Genomic DNA, 14,312 nt, shown 5'->3' on the forward strand with positions numbered 1-14,312 from the left:
GGTGCATTATCGCCTGGGCGAGAAAGCCGAAACCCCACGCCAGATCGTCAACCCCGGCGCCGCCTTCATCGTCGGCGACATCCTCGCCGACGCCTCGGCGCGCGCCGATGCCTTCGGCGCCGACAGCGCGCTCCGCCTCCCCTTCTGGGCCGCGGCCAAGACCGGCACCTCGAAGGGGATGCGCGACAATTGGTGTGTCGGCTGGTCCGATCGCTACACCGTCGCGGTCTGGGTGGGGAATCTCGAGGGCGATTCGATGCGCGCCGTCTCCGGCACCTCGGGCGCCGCGCCGGTGTGGCGCGACGTGATGATGGCGCTCGGCGACGGCGGCGACGGTCCGCCGCCGATGCCGGCCGGGATCGAGGCGCGCGCGATCCGCTTCGCCGACGCGCGCGAGCAGCCGCGCCGCGAATATTTCCTCGCCGGCACCGCGCAGACCCAGCTCGCCGCCGCGCCGGCCGCCGCGCGCCGGCCGCGCATCACCACCCCGGTCTCGGGCAGCGTCTATGCGCTCGATCCCGACATCCCCCCGGCGCGGCAGCGGCTGGCGGTCGGCGTGTCGGGTGAAGTTACCGGCCACCGCCTGCTGCTCGACCGGCGCGATCTGGGCGCGGCGGACTCCCAGCCGCTGCTGCTCCCACCGCCGGGGACGCACCTGTTGCGGCTGGTCGATCTGGGCGGGCGCACGGTGGATCAGGTGCGCTTCACCATCCGGTAGGCGCAGCGGCTACCCCCGCCTGGTCCTTGCGAGGGGCGCAGCCCCCCGGCAATCCAGCGAGCCGGCGGCCTCTGAATGGTGTCGCTACGCGCGGCGCTACGCCGCGATCCCGCGCGCCAGCATGTCGGCGACGGTGTCGGCCAGCGCCTCTGGGCTGACGTCCTCCGCCCACACGCCATAGCGCAGGCCCAGGAACACGTTCATTCCCATCACCGCCCAGGCATGGACCTCGCCCACGTCCCCGCGCAGCTCGCCGCGCGCCGCGGCGGCCTGCAATCGCTGGCAGATTCGCTCGGCGGTGGTGGCGTAGTGCGCGCGAAAGCTCTCCGGATCGACGAATTCGGCTTCGTCGATGATCCGGTAGATCTCCTTATGCTGGCGGACGAACGCGACGAACTGCGCCAGCCCGGCGCGTTCGGCGGCGATCCCGTCGGGGGCTGCGCGGATGCCGGGGGCGACGTGATCGCGCACCTGTCCGGACATGTGCCGCACCAGCGCGCGGAACACCGCGTCCTTCGAATCGAAATAGGTGTAGAAACTGCCCAGCGCGACGCCGGCGCGGCGGGTGATGCCGCTGATCGACGCGTCGTGGAACCCCTTCTCCCCGAACTCGGCGGCCGCGGCGTCGAGGATCGCGTTCTGCGTGCGCCGGCCGCGTTCGGTGCGCGGTGCCTTGCCGGCGCTCGCCGCGTCGGTTGGCAGTGTGGCGTTTTTGACACGTTCGCCGGTCATCGCCCGACCCTCCCCCTCGCGAAGTTGAAACATGGTTCAACTTTCAGTATTCGACTCGCATACCACGCACAACCCCGCCGTGACCGGGAGTGCCGAAGGGGAGGGATTTTCGATGATTCGTTTCGCGCCGTCGACTCGCACGCTGCTCAACCTCGGGGCCGCGATCGTCGCGCTGTCCGCGCTGCCGGCCACCGCCGCCGTCACCGCGCAGGATGCGCCCGTTGCCGCGCAGGCCGATCAGGGCGCCAGCGACGGCGACATCGTCGTCACCGCGCGCCGCCGCGCCGAATCGCTGCTCGACGTGCCGATCGCGGTGACCGCCTTTACCGAGGACCGGCTGGCGAAGAGCGGCGCGCTCGACCTGACCGACATCCAGAACGTCACCCCCAACACCACGCTGAAGGTGTCGCGCGGCACCAATTCGACGCTGTCGGCCTTCATTCGCGGCGTCGGCCAGCAGGATCCGGTGCCGGGGTTCGAGGCGGGCGTCGGCGTCTATCTCGACGACGTCTACCTCAATCGTCCGCAGGCGGCGGTGCTCGACGTCTATGATGTCGAGCGGATCGAGGTGCTGCGCGGGCCGCAGGGCACGCTCTACGGCCGCAACACCATCGGCGGCGCGATCAAATATGTCACGCGCAAGCTGCCCGACCGGTTCGAGCTGAAGCTCAAGGGCAGCTACGGCAGCTACAACCAGCTCGACGGCATCGCCAGCGTGTCGGCGCCGATCGGTTCGATGGTCAAGGTCGGCGGGTCGATCGCGCGGCTGACCCGCGACGGCTTCGGCAAGAACCTGACCAACGGGCTGGAGAACTACAACAAGGATCTGTGGGCCGGACGCGGCACGATCGAGTTCACTTCGCCCGACGAGCGGCTGTTCGTGCGGCTGACCGGCGACTATACCCACGACACCTCGTCGCCGCGCAACGGCCACCGGCTGATCCCGGGCATCCAGTCGAAGCTGCCCGTGCTCGACAACGTGTTCGACACCCGCGCCGGACTGGTCAATCCCGAGCAGGATATCGAGGCCGGCGGCCTGTCGCTGTCGGCGACCGCCGATCTGACCGACGCGCTGACGCTGCGCAGCATCAGCGCCTGGCGCAAGGACCGGTCGTACACGCCGATCGACTTTGATTCGAACCCGGCGGCCGACGTCGACGTGCCGGCGGTCTATCGCAACCAGCAGACCAGCCAGGAATTCCAGCTCCTCTACAAGAGCGACAAGCTGAACGGCCTGGTCGGCTTCTACTATCTGGGCGCCAAGGCCGAGACGCGGTTCGATGTGCTGCTGTTCACCACCGGCGCGCTCGCCAGCCTGCCCGGACTCGATGCGTTCACCGCCGGCGAGGTCAAGACCGAGACGTCGTCGATCTACGCCGATTTCACCTATGACTTCACGCCGCAGATCAGCCTGTCGCTGGGCGGTCGCTACACCTGGGACCAGCGCGACGCGCATGTGTTCAAGGCCAATTACCTGAACGGGCCGACCAAGTTCTTCGGTGGCAGTGCAGTGCAACTCGGCGCTCCGGCGACCGATTTCCGGGGCAAGGCGAATTTCAAGCGCTTCACCCCGCGCGCGTCGCTGGCTTTCAAGCCGAGCGAAGACCACATGCTCTATGCTTCCTATTCGGAAGGTTTCAAGGGCGGCGGCTTCGATCCGCGCGGATCGGGTACGTCGGCACCGATCAGCAACCCGACAGCGGGCCGCAGCTATCAGGACATCTATAATTACCTCTCCTTCGATCCGGAGACGGTGAAGACCTATGAGATCGGCTGGAAGGGCGCGGTGTTCGATCGTCGCCTGACCTGGGCGCTGGACGGTTTCTATTCGGACTATACCGACGTCCAGGTGCCGGGCTCGGTCGGCTGCTTGGTCAACGGGGTGCAGAGCTTCTGCGGCATCACCACCAACGCGGCCAAGGCGACGATCAAGGGTATCGAGCTTGAAGCGAACGCCGTGCTCGCGCGCGGCTTTGCCGGCGGCGGATCGTCGTTCAACCTGGCCGGTACGCTCGGTTATCTCGACGCCAAGTACAAGACGTTCATCGGCCCGACCGGCACCGACGTCGCCGCCTATCGCTTCTTCCAGAACACGCCCGACCGGACTGCGTCCGGCACCGCCAGCCTGGTGCTGCCGGTCGGCCCCGGCGCGGTGACGGCCAACACCACGCTGTCGTACCGCAGCATGACCCACCAGTTCGAGGTCGCCAGCCCGTTCCTCGATCAGCCGGGCTATACGCTGTGGGATGCCGGGCTGACCTATGCCTGGGGCAATTACTCAATCGGCGTCTACGGCAAGAACCTGACCGACGAACATTACAAGATCGGCGGCTACCAGTATATCAACGCCAACGCCGCGACCGGCGCGATCATCCTCAACCCGGCCGGCGGCTACACGCCGACGCTCGGGCAGGAAGGCGTCGCCACCGCCTTCTACGGCAATCCGCGCCAGGTGTTCGGCAGCTTCACCGTAAAGTTCTGATCGACCTGAAATGCGCGCGGGCCGAGGCTTCCGTTGACACGGACGCTTCGGCCCCGTCGTATGCGGGGAAGAGGAAGATGAAGGGATCGCCGTGACCGACCGAACCACGCGTGCCGGCTATCCCCGGCTGGTGCTGGCGATGCTGCTGCTCGTCTACACCTTCAATTTCCTCGACCGGCAGATTCTCGGCATCCTCGTTCAGCCGATCAAGGCCGAACTTGGCCTGACGGATACCCAACTCGGCGCACTGGGCGGAATCGCCTTTGCGTTGCTCTATTCGACGCTGGCGATCCCGCTGGCGTTGCTGGCGGACCGCACCAGCCGCACCTGGGTGGTGACGATCTCGCTCGCCGTATGGAGCGGGTTCACCGCGCTGTGCGGGGTCGCCACCGGCTTTTGGTCGCTGTTCCTGTTTCGGCTCGGCGTCGGGGTCGGCGAGGCGGGGGGTGTCGCGCCGTCCTATGCGATCATCGCGGATTATTTCCCGCCCGAACGCCGCGCGCGCGCGCTGGCGATCTATTCGCTGGGGATTCCGATCGGGCTTGGCGCCGGCGCGCTGCTTGGCGGCTATATCGCCGCGACGATCAACTGGCGGTGGGCGTTCATCGTGGTCGGGCTGGCGGGTGTCGTCATTGCGCCGATCTTTCGCCTGGTGGTTCGTGAACCCAGGCATGGCGGGGCCGATCCGCGAGTGGTCGCGGCGGTCGAGCGGGCGCCGGTGTCCGCGGTGTTCGCGATCCTCGCGCGCAAGCCGAGTTTCTGGCTGATGGCGTTCGCCGCAGCGTTCAGCTCGATGTGCGGCTATGGCCTCGCCTTTTGGGTGCCCTCGCTGTTCATCCGCAGTTTCGGGATGGACCTGATCGGCGTGTCGCAATTCGTCGGAACGCTGCTGTTGATTGGCGGCACGCTGGGCGTGTTCGCGGGCGGGTGGCTCGCCGACCGGCTCGGCGGCGGCGATCGCGGCGTCTATGCGAAGCTTCCCGCCGTTGCCTGGCTGATCACGCTCCCGCTGTTCGCCGCCGGTTTCTGGTCGTCGTCGCCGGTGGCGGCATGGCTGTTCCTGCTCATCCCCAACGGGCTCAATATCCTGTGGCTCGGCCCGGTGACCACCGCCGTGCAGAACCTGGTCCCCGCGCACATGCGCGCGACCGCGTCGGCCAGCTTCCTGTTCATCAACAACCTGCTCGGCCTGGGCCTGGGATCGTGGGTGATGGGGGCGATGTCCGACGGGATGGCGCAGCGATTCGGTGAGGAATCGCTGCGCTATTCGCTGATGGCGGCGCTCAGCTTCTATCTGGTCGCTGCGGTGCTGATGCTGCTGGCGGTCCGCCCGCTGCGGCGCGACTGGATCGACGCCGTTTAGAGTCGGATGACCTCAGCTTGAATCGTCATTGCGAGCGTAGCGAAGCAATCCACCGACGCGATCTGGATTGCTTCGCTACGCTCGCAATGACGCGTCAGGTCAGCCTCATGTCATCCTGACCTTGGCAGCGAGCGTCACCGCTCCCGCGTCGCGGCGAATGCCACCTTGGGATAGCGATCGGCGACATAGCCGATTTCCCACGCCGATTTGGCCAGGAACACCGGGTTGCCGTCGCGGTCCTTGGCCATCGCGCCCTTGTTGAGATCGATGAAGCCCTTGAGGTCGGCGGCGTTCTCCGCGCTGATCCAGCGCGCGGTGTCATAGGGCGACGGCTCCAGCCCGGCCGCGACCTTGTACTCCGCCGCCAGCCGGCTCAGCAGCACGTCGAGCTGGAGCTGGCCGACCACGCCGATGATCCAGTTCGATCCGATCTCGGGGTAGAACACCTGCGTCACCCCTTCCTCGGCCATGTCGTCGAGCGCCTTGCGGAGCTGCTTGGTCTTGGTCGGGTCCTTCAGCGCGACGCGGCGCAGGATTTCGGGCGCGAAATTGGGCAGGCCGGTGAAGCGGACGTCGGCGCGCTCCGACAGCGTATCACCCACCCTCAGCGTGCCGTGGTTGGGGATGCCGATGATGTCGCCGGGATAGGCCTCGTCCGCCAGTTCACGCTGCTGGGCAAAGAACAGGATCGGCGAATGGATCGCGATCGGCTTGCCGTGGCCGGTCGGGGTCAGCTTCATGCCCCGCTTGAAGGTGCCCGAGCACATTCGCATGAACGCGATGCGATCGCGGTGATTGGGGTCCATGTTGGCCTGAACCTTGAACACGAATCCGGTGACGTCGGCGCGGTCGGGCGACACGGGCGCCGGTTCGGCCGGCTGCGGGCGCGGCGGCGGGGCATGGACCGCCAGCGCCTCGATCAGTTCCTCGACCCCGAATTCCTTGAGCGCCGATCCGAAATAGACCGGAGTCAGATCGCCGTGGCGATAGGCGTCGCCGTCGAACGCGGCATAGCCGGCGCTGGCCAGCTCGATCTCGTCGCGGATCGCCTCGGGCAGCGTCGGTGCCTGCTCCATGCGTCCCTGGAACTCGCGGCTGCCGCCGTCGGGCCGCGCGATCCGGTCGGCGGCGATATCATAGACGCCCTCAAACGTGCCGCCCATGCCGACCGGCCACGTCATCGGCGCGACGTCGAGCGCGAGCACGTCGGCGATCTCGTCGAGCAGCTCATAGGGCGCCCGCCCCTCGCGATCGACCTTGTTGATGAAGGTGATGATCGGCACGCTGCGCAGCCGGCACACCTCGAACAGCTTGCGCGTCTGCGCCTCGATGCCGCGCGCGGCATCGATCACCATCACCGCCGAATCGACCGCGGTCAGCGTGCGATAGGTATCCTCGCTGAAATCCTCGTGCCCCGGCGTGTCGAGCAGGTTGAAGGTGATGCCGTCGCGTTCGAACGTCATCACCGAGCTGGTGACGGAGATGCCGCGCTGCTGCTCGATCGCCATCCAGTCCGATCGTGCGCGGCGGGCGGCTCCGCGCGCCTTGACCTGGCCGGCGAGGTGGATCGCGCCGCCCTTGAGCAGCAGCTTTTCGGTCAGCGTAGTCTTGCCGGCGTCGGGGTGCGAGATGATCGCGAAGGTGCGGCGGGGAAAGGGCGCGTCAGCCACGCAGGCTCGCCCCCAGCTTCGCCGCCGCCGCGACCACCTTGTCGGCGACCGCCTTCAGCTCGGCATCGGTGAAGCTCTTGGCCCCCGGCTGCATCGTCACCTCGACCGCCAGCGAGGTCTGGCCGTCCTTGACGAAACGATCGAACAGCCGCGCATCGACGATCGCGTCCTTGTCGGCGCCGCGCACCGCGCGCACCAGATCGCCGGCCTTCACGCTGTCGGGCACCAGGAAGGCGAAATCGCGCGTCACCGCCTGCAATGCGGGCGGTGCGTAGGCCGCGCGCATGAAGCCCGTGCCGCGCCTGGCCGGCAGCGCGTCGAGATACAATTCCACCGCCGCGACGTCGCCGTCGAGGTCGAACGCCTTGAGCGTCGCGGGATGGAGCATCCCGAACGCCGCCAGCACGGTCTTTGGCCCCAGCCGCAGCGTGCCCGACTGGCCGGGGTGCCAGTTGTCGCCGGCCTCCCCTCCCTCGACGGCGCTCGGGACAGGCATCACCTGCAGGTTGGCGACCGGCGCGCCCGCCGCCTCGAGCAGTGCCAGCGCCTCGGCCTTGGCGTCGAACGCATCGAAACCGCCGGCCTTGCCCGTCGTCCAGCCGCGCGGCCGCGCGTCACCGGCCAGCACCACGCCCAGCGTCGGGCGCTCGGCATCGGCCAGATAGCGCCGGCCGACCTCGAACAGCCGTACCGACGTCGCGCCGCGCTTCAGGTTGCGGCCCGCCGCCGACAGCAGGCCGGGCAGCAGCGACGGCCGCATCACCTTCATGTCCTCGCTGATCGGGTTGGCGACGGTCCACGCGCCGCCACCGAACGGCGCCGCCTCGCCCTCGGCGATGAAGCTCCACGTCACCGCCTCGGCCAGCCCGCGCGCGGCGGCGGTCCGACGCAGCTTGCGCTCCACCTTCTGCGCCGGCGTCGCGGTCGGGCGGGCAACGCCCGGCACGCGCGGCAGCGGCATCGACGGCACATTGTCGATGCCCTCGATGCGGATCACCTCCTCGACCAGATCGGCCGGGCCATCGACGTCGCGGCGCCAGCTCGGCACGGTGACGCGGAACGCCTCGAACGACTGGTCGAGGTCGACCGGATCGCCATTGCCGTCGAGCGGCGCGACCAGAAAGCCCAGGCTGTCCAGTATCTCCGCCTGCCGCGCCGGCGCCACCGCCAGCCCGCCCAGCGTTTCCGCCAGCGCCGGATCATAGGCGACGATCCTTGCCGGGTCGGGCGCCGTTCCGGCACGCGTGACCGGGCTTGGCGCGCCGCCGCAATATTCGACCACCAGTCGCGTCGCGATCGACAGCCCCACGTCGAGGAACGCGGGATCGGCGCCGCGTTCGAACCGCTGGCGCGCGTCGCTGGTCAGCATCAGCTTTTGCCCGGTGCGCGCGATATGTTCGGGATCGAACCACGCGCATTCGATCAGCACGTCGGTGGTCGTGGCCGACACGCCCGAATGCTCGCCGCCCATGATTCCGCCGATGTCGTGGACCGCGCTGTCGTCGGCGATCACCGTCATCGTCGAATCGAGCGCATAGGTCTTGCCGTTGAGCGCCAGCACCTGTTCGCCGTCGACCGCCTTGCGCGCGACCAGCCCCCCGTCCAGCCGTGCCCGGTCGTAGACGTGGAGCGGGCGGCCAAGGTCGATCGACACGAAATTGGTGATGTCGACCAGCGTCGAGATCGGCTTCTGCCCGATCGCCGTCAGCCTGCGCCGCATCCAGTCGGGCGAGTCCCCGTTGGCCACGCCGGACACCGCCTGCGCGTAGAACGCCGGGCACCCCTCACCATCCTCGATCCGCACGTCGGGCGCGGCGCCGTCGCCGGGCACCGGATCGAGCGAGGGCTGGTAATAGACCTCGTGCAGCGGCCTGAGCGTGCCCAGCCCCGCCGCCGCCAGATCGCGCGCGATGCCGCGCACGCCCATGCAATCCTGCCGGTTGGGGGTGATCGACACGTCGAACACCGGGTCGCTCAGCCCGGCATAGTCGGGATAGGGCGTGCCGACCGGGGCATCGGCGGGCAATTCGATGATGCCGTCGTGATCGTCGCCCAGCTCCAGCTCGCGCGTCGAACACATCATGCCGTTCGATTCGACGCCGCGGATCGCCGCGACCTTCAGCACCATGCCGTTGGCGGGCACCGTCGCGCCGGGCATCCCGAACACGCCGACCAGCCCGGCGCGGGCGTTGGGGGCGCCGCACACCACCTGCAGCGGGCCGTCGCCGGCGTCGACCGTCAGCACCTGCAGCTTGTCCGCCTGCGGATGCTTGTCGGCGGTCAGCACGCGCGCGACGCGGAAATCGGCGAGCTTCGCGCCCGGATCCTCGATCCCCTCGACCTCCAGCCCGATGCGGGTGAGCGCCTCCGCCACCGCGTCCACCGACGCGGTCGTCTCGAGATGCTCCTTGAGCCAGCCCAGCGTGAACTTCATGCGCCGACTCCCCCGGACAGCGTGGGCACGTCGAGCGCGCCGAACCCGTAATGTTTCAGCCAGCGCAGGTCGCCGTCGAAGAACGCGCGCAGATCGTCCATCCCGTATTTGAGCATCGCCAGCCGATCGATCCCGCAGCCGAAGGCGAAACCCTGCCACTGATCGGGATCATAGCCGCCCGCCGCGATCACCTTGCGGTGGACCATGCCGCTGCCGAGCACCTCCATCCAGCCGCCCTCGCCCTGCGACGGATCGCCGCCGATCACGCGCTTGCCGTTGATGACGGTGTAGCCGACATCGACCTCCGCCGACGGTTCGGTGAACGGGAAGTAGCTGGGGCGCAGCCGCAACACGATGTCGTCGCGCTCGAAGAACGCCTTGAGGAAGGTCTCCAGCGTCCATTTGAGGTGGCCGAGCGTGATGCCCTTGTCGATCACCAGCCCCTCGACCTGATGGAACATCGGGGTGTGGGTGGCGTCGCTGTCGCTGCGATAGGTGCGGCCGGGGGCGATGATCCGCACCGGCTGCGTCCCGCCGGCCGCCTTCATCGCGCGAATCTGCACGGGTGACGTGTGCGTGCGCAGCACCATCGGCCGTTCGTGATCGCCCGCCAGGTAAAAGGTGTCGTGCATCGCCCGCGCCGGATGCGTCTCCGGGATATTGAGCGCGGTGAAGTTGTGCCAGTCGTCCTCGATCTCCGGCCCGGTGGCGACGGCGAAGCCCAAATCGGCGAAGATCTCGGCCAGTTCGTCCATCACCTGGCTGACCGGATGCACCCCGCCCGCCGCGACGGCATCGACCGGCAGCGTCATGTCGAGCGTCTCGCTGGCCAGCCGGGCGTCGAGCGCGGCGCGCTCCAGCGCGTCCCTGCGCGTCGCGATCGCGTCGGCCACCGCCTCGCGCAGCCCCTGGATGCGCGGTCCCTCGCTCTGGCGCTGCTCGGGCGACATGCCGCCCAGCGTCTTGAGCAGGCCTGTCACCGTGCCGGACTTGCCCAGCGCCTGCACCCGCACCGCGTCGAGTGCGTCGAGCCCTTCGGCGGAATCCACCGCGGCCAGCAGATCGGTGCGCAATTGGTCGAGATCGCTCATTCTAACATTCCGTTCGCCCGGAGCGTATCGAAGGTCTGGCCTTCGACGGCTCGGCAAAAATACAGGGCCTCGACAGGCTTGGCCCGATCGGTGGAGGGTACGGCGCCTCCCCTAGCCATCCGCCGCTCAAACGAAAAGGGGCGCCGGTGGTTACCCCACCGACGCCCCGTTCTCAAATGCTCGCGTCAGGTCGCTCAGGCGGCCTGGGGCAGAGCCGCCTTCGCCTGCGCGATGATGGCGCTAAACGCGTCGCCCTCGTGCATCGCGATGTCGGCCAGCACCTTCCGGTCGAGTTCGATGCCCGCGAGCTTCAGCCCGTGCATGAACTGCGAATAGGTCAGGCCCTCGGCGCGGACGCCGGCGTTGATGCGCTGGATCCACAGGCCGCGGAACGTGCGCTTCTTAACCTTGCGGTCGCGATAGGCGTACTGGCCGGCCTTCTCCACCGCCTGGCGGGCGATGCGGATCGTGTTCTTGCGACGGCCGTAATAGCCCTTCGCCTGTTCCAGAATCCTCTTGTGCTTGGCCTTGGTGGTCGTGCCACGCTTCACTCGTGCCATTGCTCAGCCCTCCCTTACTTCAAGCCGTAGGGCGCCCACTGGCGCACATGGGCCGTGTCGGCGTCGGCGAGCACGGACGTGCCGCGGTTCTGGCGGATATACTTCGCGTTGTGGCTGATCAGGCGGTGGCGCTTGCCCGCGACACCGTGCTTGACCTTGCCGGTGGCGGTGAACTTGAAGCGCTTCTTCACCCCACTCTTGGTCTTGAGCTTGGGCATTTTCGTCTCCTTATCAATCGACGATTTCGTGAAGCGCCGCGGCAGCCCACACTGGCCGGGCGATTCGGGAATAAAATCGCGGAAGCGCGGGCCTGTAGCGGCAAGGTCGCCGGATTGCAAACGCCGCCGCGGCGCCGGGTGCGCGGCAACGGGGTTGCCCCCCGCGCGCCGACCGTCTATATGGCGCGTGCTTTCTCGACATCGTGACACCTTGGCGAGGCTGGGCGGAGACGCCCGGCAGCGAAGCACCGTTCCTGTCCGCGAAGGATCCAAGTGACCGACATCGCCGCCCTCACGAAGCTGATCGAACCAGAGGCCACCGCCCTGGGGCTGGCGCTCGTGCGCGTGAAGATGTTCGGCGGCAAGAGCGATCCGACGCTGCAGGTGATGGCCGAGCGCCCCGACACGCGCCAGCTCTCGATCGACGATTGCGCCGACCTGTCGCGCCGCATCTCCGACCGGCTCGACGAGCTGGAGGCCGCCGGCCGCGATCCGATCGACCACGCCTATCGGCTGGAAGTCAGCTCGCCCGGCATCGACCGGCCGCTCACCCGGCTCCAGGACTATGACGACTGGAAGGGCCATGAGGCGCGCGTCACCCTCGCCGAGCCGATCGAGGGGCGCAAGCAGCTCAACGGCCTGCTCGCCGGCACCGACGGCGATCAGGTGACGGTCGACGTCCGCAAGTTCCACGCGATGACGGTCCCGTTCGCCGCCATCGCCGACGCCAAGCTCGTCATCACCGACGCGCTCATCGCCGCTACTGCGCCGCTCTCGTCCGAGGGCGCCGACAAGATTATCGAAACAGAAGGGTAAGAGGCATGGCCACCGCCATTTCCGCCAACAAGGCCGAACTGATCGCGATCGCCGATTCGGTCGCGCGCGAGAAGCTCATCGACAAGGCCATCGTCATCGAGGCGATGGAGGACGCGATCCAGCGCGCCGCCAAGAATCGCTACGGCGCCGAGAACGACATCCGCGCCAAGCTCGATCCCAACACTGGCGACCTGCGCCTGTGGCGCGTGGTCGAGGTGGTCGAGGCGGTCGACGATTATTTCAAGCAGGTCTCGGTCAAGGACGCGCAGAAGCTTCAGGCGGGCGCGGTGGTCGGCGACTTCATCGTCGATCCGCTGCCCCCGATCGAGTTCGGCCGCATCCAGGCTCAGGCATCGAAGCAGATCATCTTCCAGAAGGTCCGCGATGCCGAACGCGAGCGCCAGTTCGAGGAATTCAAGGACCGCGTCGGTGAGATCATCATCGGCGTCGCCAAGCGCGTCGAGTTCGGCCACGTCGTCGTCGACCTGGGCCGCGCCGAGGGCGTGATCCGCCGCGACCAGCAGATCCCGCGCGAGCTGGTCCGCGTCGGCGACCGCGTCCGCTCGATCATCCTCAACGTCCGGCGTGAGAATCGCGGCCCGCAGATCTTCCTCAGCCGCGCGCACCCCGATTTCATGAAGAAGCTGTTCGCGCAGGAAGTGCCCGAGATCTATGACGGCATCATCGAGATCAAGGCCGCCGCGCGCGACCCCGGCAGCCGCGCCAAGATCGGCGTGATCAGCCACGACGGCAGCATCGACCCGGTCGGCGCGTGCGTCGGCATGAAGGGCAGCCGCGTGCAGGCGGTGGTGCAGGAGATGCAGGGCGAGAAGATCGACATCATCCCGTGGTCGCCCGACACCGCGACCTTCGTCGTCAACGCGCTCCAGCCGGCGAACGTCGCCCGCGTCGTCATCGACGAGGAGGACGACCGCATCGAGGTGGTGGTGCCAGACGACCAGCTCAGCCTGGCGATCGGCCGCCGGGGCCAGAACGTGCGGCTCGCGTCGCAGCTGACCGGCAAGGCGATCGACATCCTGACCGAGGCCGACGCCAGCGAAAAGCGCCAGAAGGAATTCGTCGAGCGCTCGACGATGTTCGAGAAGGAGCTCGACGTCGACGAGACGCTGGCGCAGCTGCTGGTCGCCGAGGGCTTCGGCGAGCTGGAAGAGGTCGCCTATGTCGAGCTGGACGAGCTGGCCGGAATCGAGGGCTTCGACGAGGAGCTGGGCCAGGAGCTGCAGAGCCGCGCGCAGGAAGCGCTCGAGCGCCGCGAGGAGGCCAACCGCGAGCTGCGCCGATCGCTGGGCGTCGAGGACGCGCTGGCCGGCATGCCCTACATGACCGAAGCGATGCTGGTGACGCTGGGCAAGGCGGGGATCAGGACGCTCGACGACCTGGCGGACCTCGCCACCGACGAGCTGATCGCCAAGAAGCGCGCCGAACCGCGCCGCCGCAGCGAGAACGCGCCGCCGCCGCGTGCGGAGGACAAGGGCGGCGTGCTCGGCGAATACGGCCTGTCGGAAGAGCAGGGCAACGAGATCATCATGGCCGCGCGCGCGCACTGGTTCGACGACGAACCGGCCGAAGCGGCGGCCGAGGGCGAGGAGGCGTAAGCCGCGATGCCGTTCATCGACATCCGTATCGCGGGCAGTGCCACGCGCGAGCAGAAGGCCGGGATCGTCGCCGACGTGACCGCCGTCATGGTCGCGCGCCTTGGCAAGAACCCGGCGGCGGTGCAGGTGAACATCGTCGAGGTCTCGACCGAGAACTACGGCGCCGGCGGCCAGCTCATCGCCGATCGCGACGCGCCGCAGCCGGCGCCCCAATCGAGGGAGGACGCGCATGCGGTTCCCTCGCAATGATACGCTAGGCTCTTCCGACCATCATCGTCGCCCCGGCCCCGTGCCGGGGTCCGCCACGCTCCCGTCATTGCGAGCGAAGCGAAGCAATCCAGCGCCCCGCGCGCCGGGCTGTGGATTGCCGCGTCGCTTTGCTCCTCGCAATGACGGTGGGGCTTCGAGCCGCCGTGCGCCAGCCGTGACGGCCCGGTATGACGGGGGTGGCTTATGAGCGATCCCATCCGCACCTGCATCCTGTCGCGGGAGGAAGCCCCGCGCGAAGGGCTGATCCGGCTCGCGCTGTCGCCCGACGGCGCGGTGCTGCCCGACGTGCGCGCCAAGGCGCCCGGACGCGGCGCGTGGATCGCCGTCACCCGCGCCGAGCTG

Annotated in this window: 12 protein-coding genes and 1 pseudogene; 7 read left to right on the forward strand and 6 right to left on the reverse strand. The window is 68.3% G+C overall.

Annotation, left to right across the window (positions count from 1 at the left end):
• A pseudogene (locus VNR91_RS09165) lies at window positions 1–718 on the forward strand (penicillin-binding protein 1C); the annotation flags it as partial.
• A gap of 96 nt (window positions 719–814) precedes the next feature.
• Here VNR91_RS09165 and VNR91_RS09170 read toward each other — a convergent pair.
• Window positions 815–1,450, reverse strand: coding sequence for a TetR/AcrR family transcriptional regulator (locus VNR91_RS09170; protein ID WP_325490460.1), 636 nt, complete (start codon window positions 1,448–1,450; stop codon window positions 815–817).
• A gap of 112 nt (window positions 1,451–1,562) precedes the next feature.
• On the opposite strand from VNR91_RS09170, the gene VNR91_RS09175 reads away from it, so the two are divergent.
• Together VNR91_RS09175 and VNR91_RS09180 are read left to right on the forward strand one after the other, a co-directional pair.
• Complete coding sequence (locus VNR91_RS09175) at window positions 1,563–3,932, forward strand: TonB-dependent receptor (RefSeq protein WP_325490461.1); 2,370 nt, start codon at window positions 1,563–1,565, stop codon at window positions 3,930–3,932.
• A 91-nt stretch (window positions 3,933–4,023) separates the two neighbouring features.
• On the forward strand, window positions 4,024–5,295 hold the full coding sequence (locus VNR91_RS09180; RefSeq protein ID WP_325490462.1) for an MFS transporter: 1,272 nt from the start codon (window positions 4,024–4,026) through the stop codon (window positions 5,293–5,295).
• A gap of 134 nt (window positions 5,296–5,429) precedes the next feature.
• Here the strand turns inward: VNR91_RS09180 and VNR91_RS09185 are convergent, their stop codons facing one another.
• The 5 genes from VNR91_RS09185 to rpmI all read right to left on the reverse strand — a co-directional run bounded on the left by VNR91_RS09185 (window position 5,430) and on the right by rpmI (window position 11,268).
• Window positions 5,430–6,965 carry a peptide chain release factor 3 gene (locus VNR91_RS09185; RefSeq protein WP_325490463.1) on the reverse strand — a complete coding sequence of 512 codons (1,536 nt, stop codon included), beginning with the start codon at window positions 6,963–6,965 and terminating at the stop codon, window positions 5,430–5,432.
• On the reverse strand, window positions 6,958–9,399 hold the full coding sequence (gene pheT, locus VNR91_RS09190; RefSeq protein ID WP_325490464.1) for a phenylalanine--tRNA ligase subunit beta: 2,442 nt from the start codon (window positions 9,397–9,399) through the stop codon (window positions 6,958–6,960). Before pheT ends, VNR91_RS09185 begins: the two co-directional genes overlap by 8 nt.
• The gene (gene pheS, locus VNR91_RS09195; RefSeq protein WP_325490465.1) at window positions 9,396–10,490 is read right to left on the reverse strand and encodes a phenylalanine--tRNA ligase subunit alpha; all 1,095 of its coding nucleotides are present in this window, start codon (window positions 10,488–10,490) and stop codon (window positions 9,396–9,398) included. The genes pheT and pheS overlap by 4 nt, the downstream gene beginning before the upstream one ends.
• Window positions 10,491–10,684: 194 nt before the next feature.
• Window positions 10,685–11,050, reverse strand: coding sequence for a 50S ribosomal protein L20 (rplT, locus tag VNR91_RS09200; protein ID WP_325490466.1), 366 nt, complete (start codon window positions 11,048–11,050; stop codon window positions 10,685–10,687).
• A gap of 14 nt (window positions 11,051–11,064) precedes the next feature.
• The gene (rpmI, locus tag VNR91_RS09205) at window positions 11,065–11,268 is read right to left on the reverse strand and encodes a 50S ribosomal protein L35 (protein WP_297391143.1); all 204 of its coding nucleotides are present in this window, start codon (window positions 11,266–11,268) and stop codon (window positions 11,065–11,067) included.
• A 273-nt stretch (window positions 11,269–11,541) separates the two neighbouring features.
• On the opposite strand from rpmI, the gene rimP reads away from it, so the two are divergent.
• The 4 genes from rimP to VNR91_RS09225 form a co-directional block, all read left to right on the forward strand.
• Window positions 11,542–12,084, forward strand: coding sequence for a ribosome maturation protein RimP (gene rimP, locus VNR91_RS09210; RefSeq protein ID WP_325490467.1), 543 nt, complete (start codon window positions 11,542–11,544; stop codon window positions 12,082–12,084).
• Window positions 12,085–12,089: 5 nt separating this feature from the next.
• Window positions 12,090–13,700, forward strand: coding sequence for a transcription termination factor NusA (gene nusA, locus VNR91_RS09215; RefSeq protein ID WP_325490468.1), 1,611 nt, complete (start codon window positions 12,090–12,092; stop codon window positions 13,698–13,700).
• A gap of 6 nt (window positions 13,701–13,706) precedes the next feature.
• Window positions 13,707–13,949 (forward strand): 4-oxalocrotonate tautomerase family protein, encoded by a 243-nt coding sequence (locus VNR91_RS09220; protein ID WP_325490469.1) that lies wholly within the window; start codon window positions 13,707–13,709, stop codon window positions 13,947–13,949.
• Between the two features lie 204 nt (window positions 13,950–14,153).
• Window positions 14,154–14,312 (forward strand): YlxR family protein (locus VNR91_RS09225; RefSeq protein ID WP_325490470.1); only part of this gene is annotated, 159 nt, incomplete at its 3' end.

It is taken from the genome of Sphingomonas sp. (assembly GCF_035555815.1).
Lineage (GTDB): Bacteria > Pseudomonadota > Alphaproteobacteria > Sphingomonadales > Sphingomonadaceae > Sphingomonas.

Bases quoted from the DNA above. Each gene is read 5' to 3' on its own strand.
- VNR91_RS09170 (WP_325490460.1), bottom strand. From the start codon at position 1,450: ATGACCGGCGAACGTGTCAAAAACGCCACACTGCCAACCGACGCGGCG.
- VNR91_RS09175 (WP_325490461.1), top strand. From the start codon at position 1,563: ATGATTCGTTTCGCGCCGTCGACTCGCACGCTGCTCAACCTCGGGGCC.
- pheT (WP_325490464.1), bottom strand. From the start codon at position 9,399: ATGAAGTTCACGCTGGGCTGGCTCAAGGAGCATCTCGAGACGACCGCG.
- pheS (WP_325490465.1), bottom strand. From the start codon at position 10,490: ATGAGCGATCTCGACCAATTGCGCACCGATCTGCTGGCCGCGGTGGAT.
- rplT (WP_325490466.1), bottom strand. From the start codon at position 11,050: ATGGCACGAGTGAAGCGTGGCACGACCACCAAGGCCAAGCACAAGAGG.
- rpmI (WP_297391143.1), bottom strand. From the start codon at position 11,268: ATGCCCAAGCTCAAGACCAAGAGTGGGGTGAAGAAGCGCTTCAAGTTC.
- nusA (WP_325490468.1), top strand. From the start codon at position 12,090: ATGGCCACCGCCATTTCCGCCAACAAGGCCGAACTGATCGCGATCGCC.
- VNR91_RS09220 (WP_325490469.1), top strand. From the start codon at position 13,707: ATGCCGTTCATCGACATCCGTATCGCGGGCAGTGCCACGCGCGAGCAG.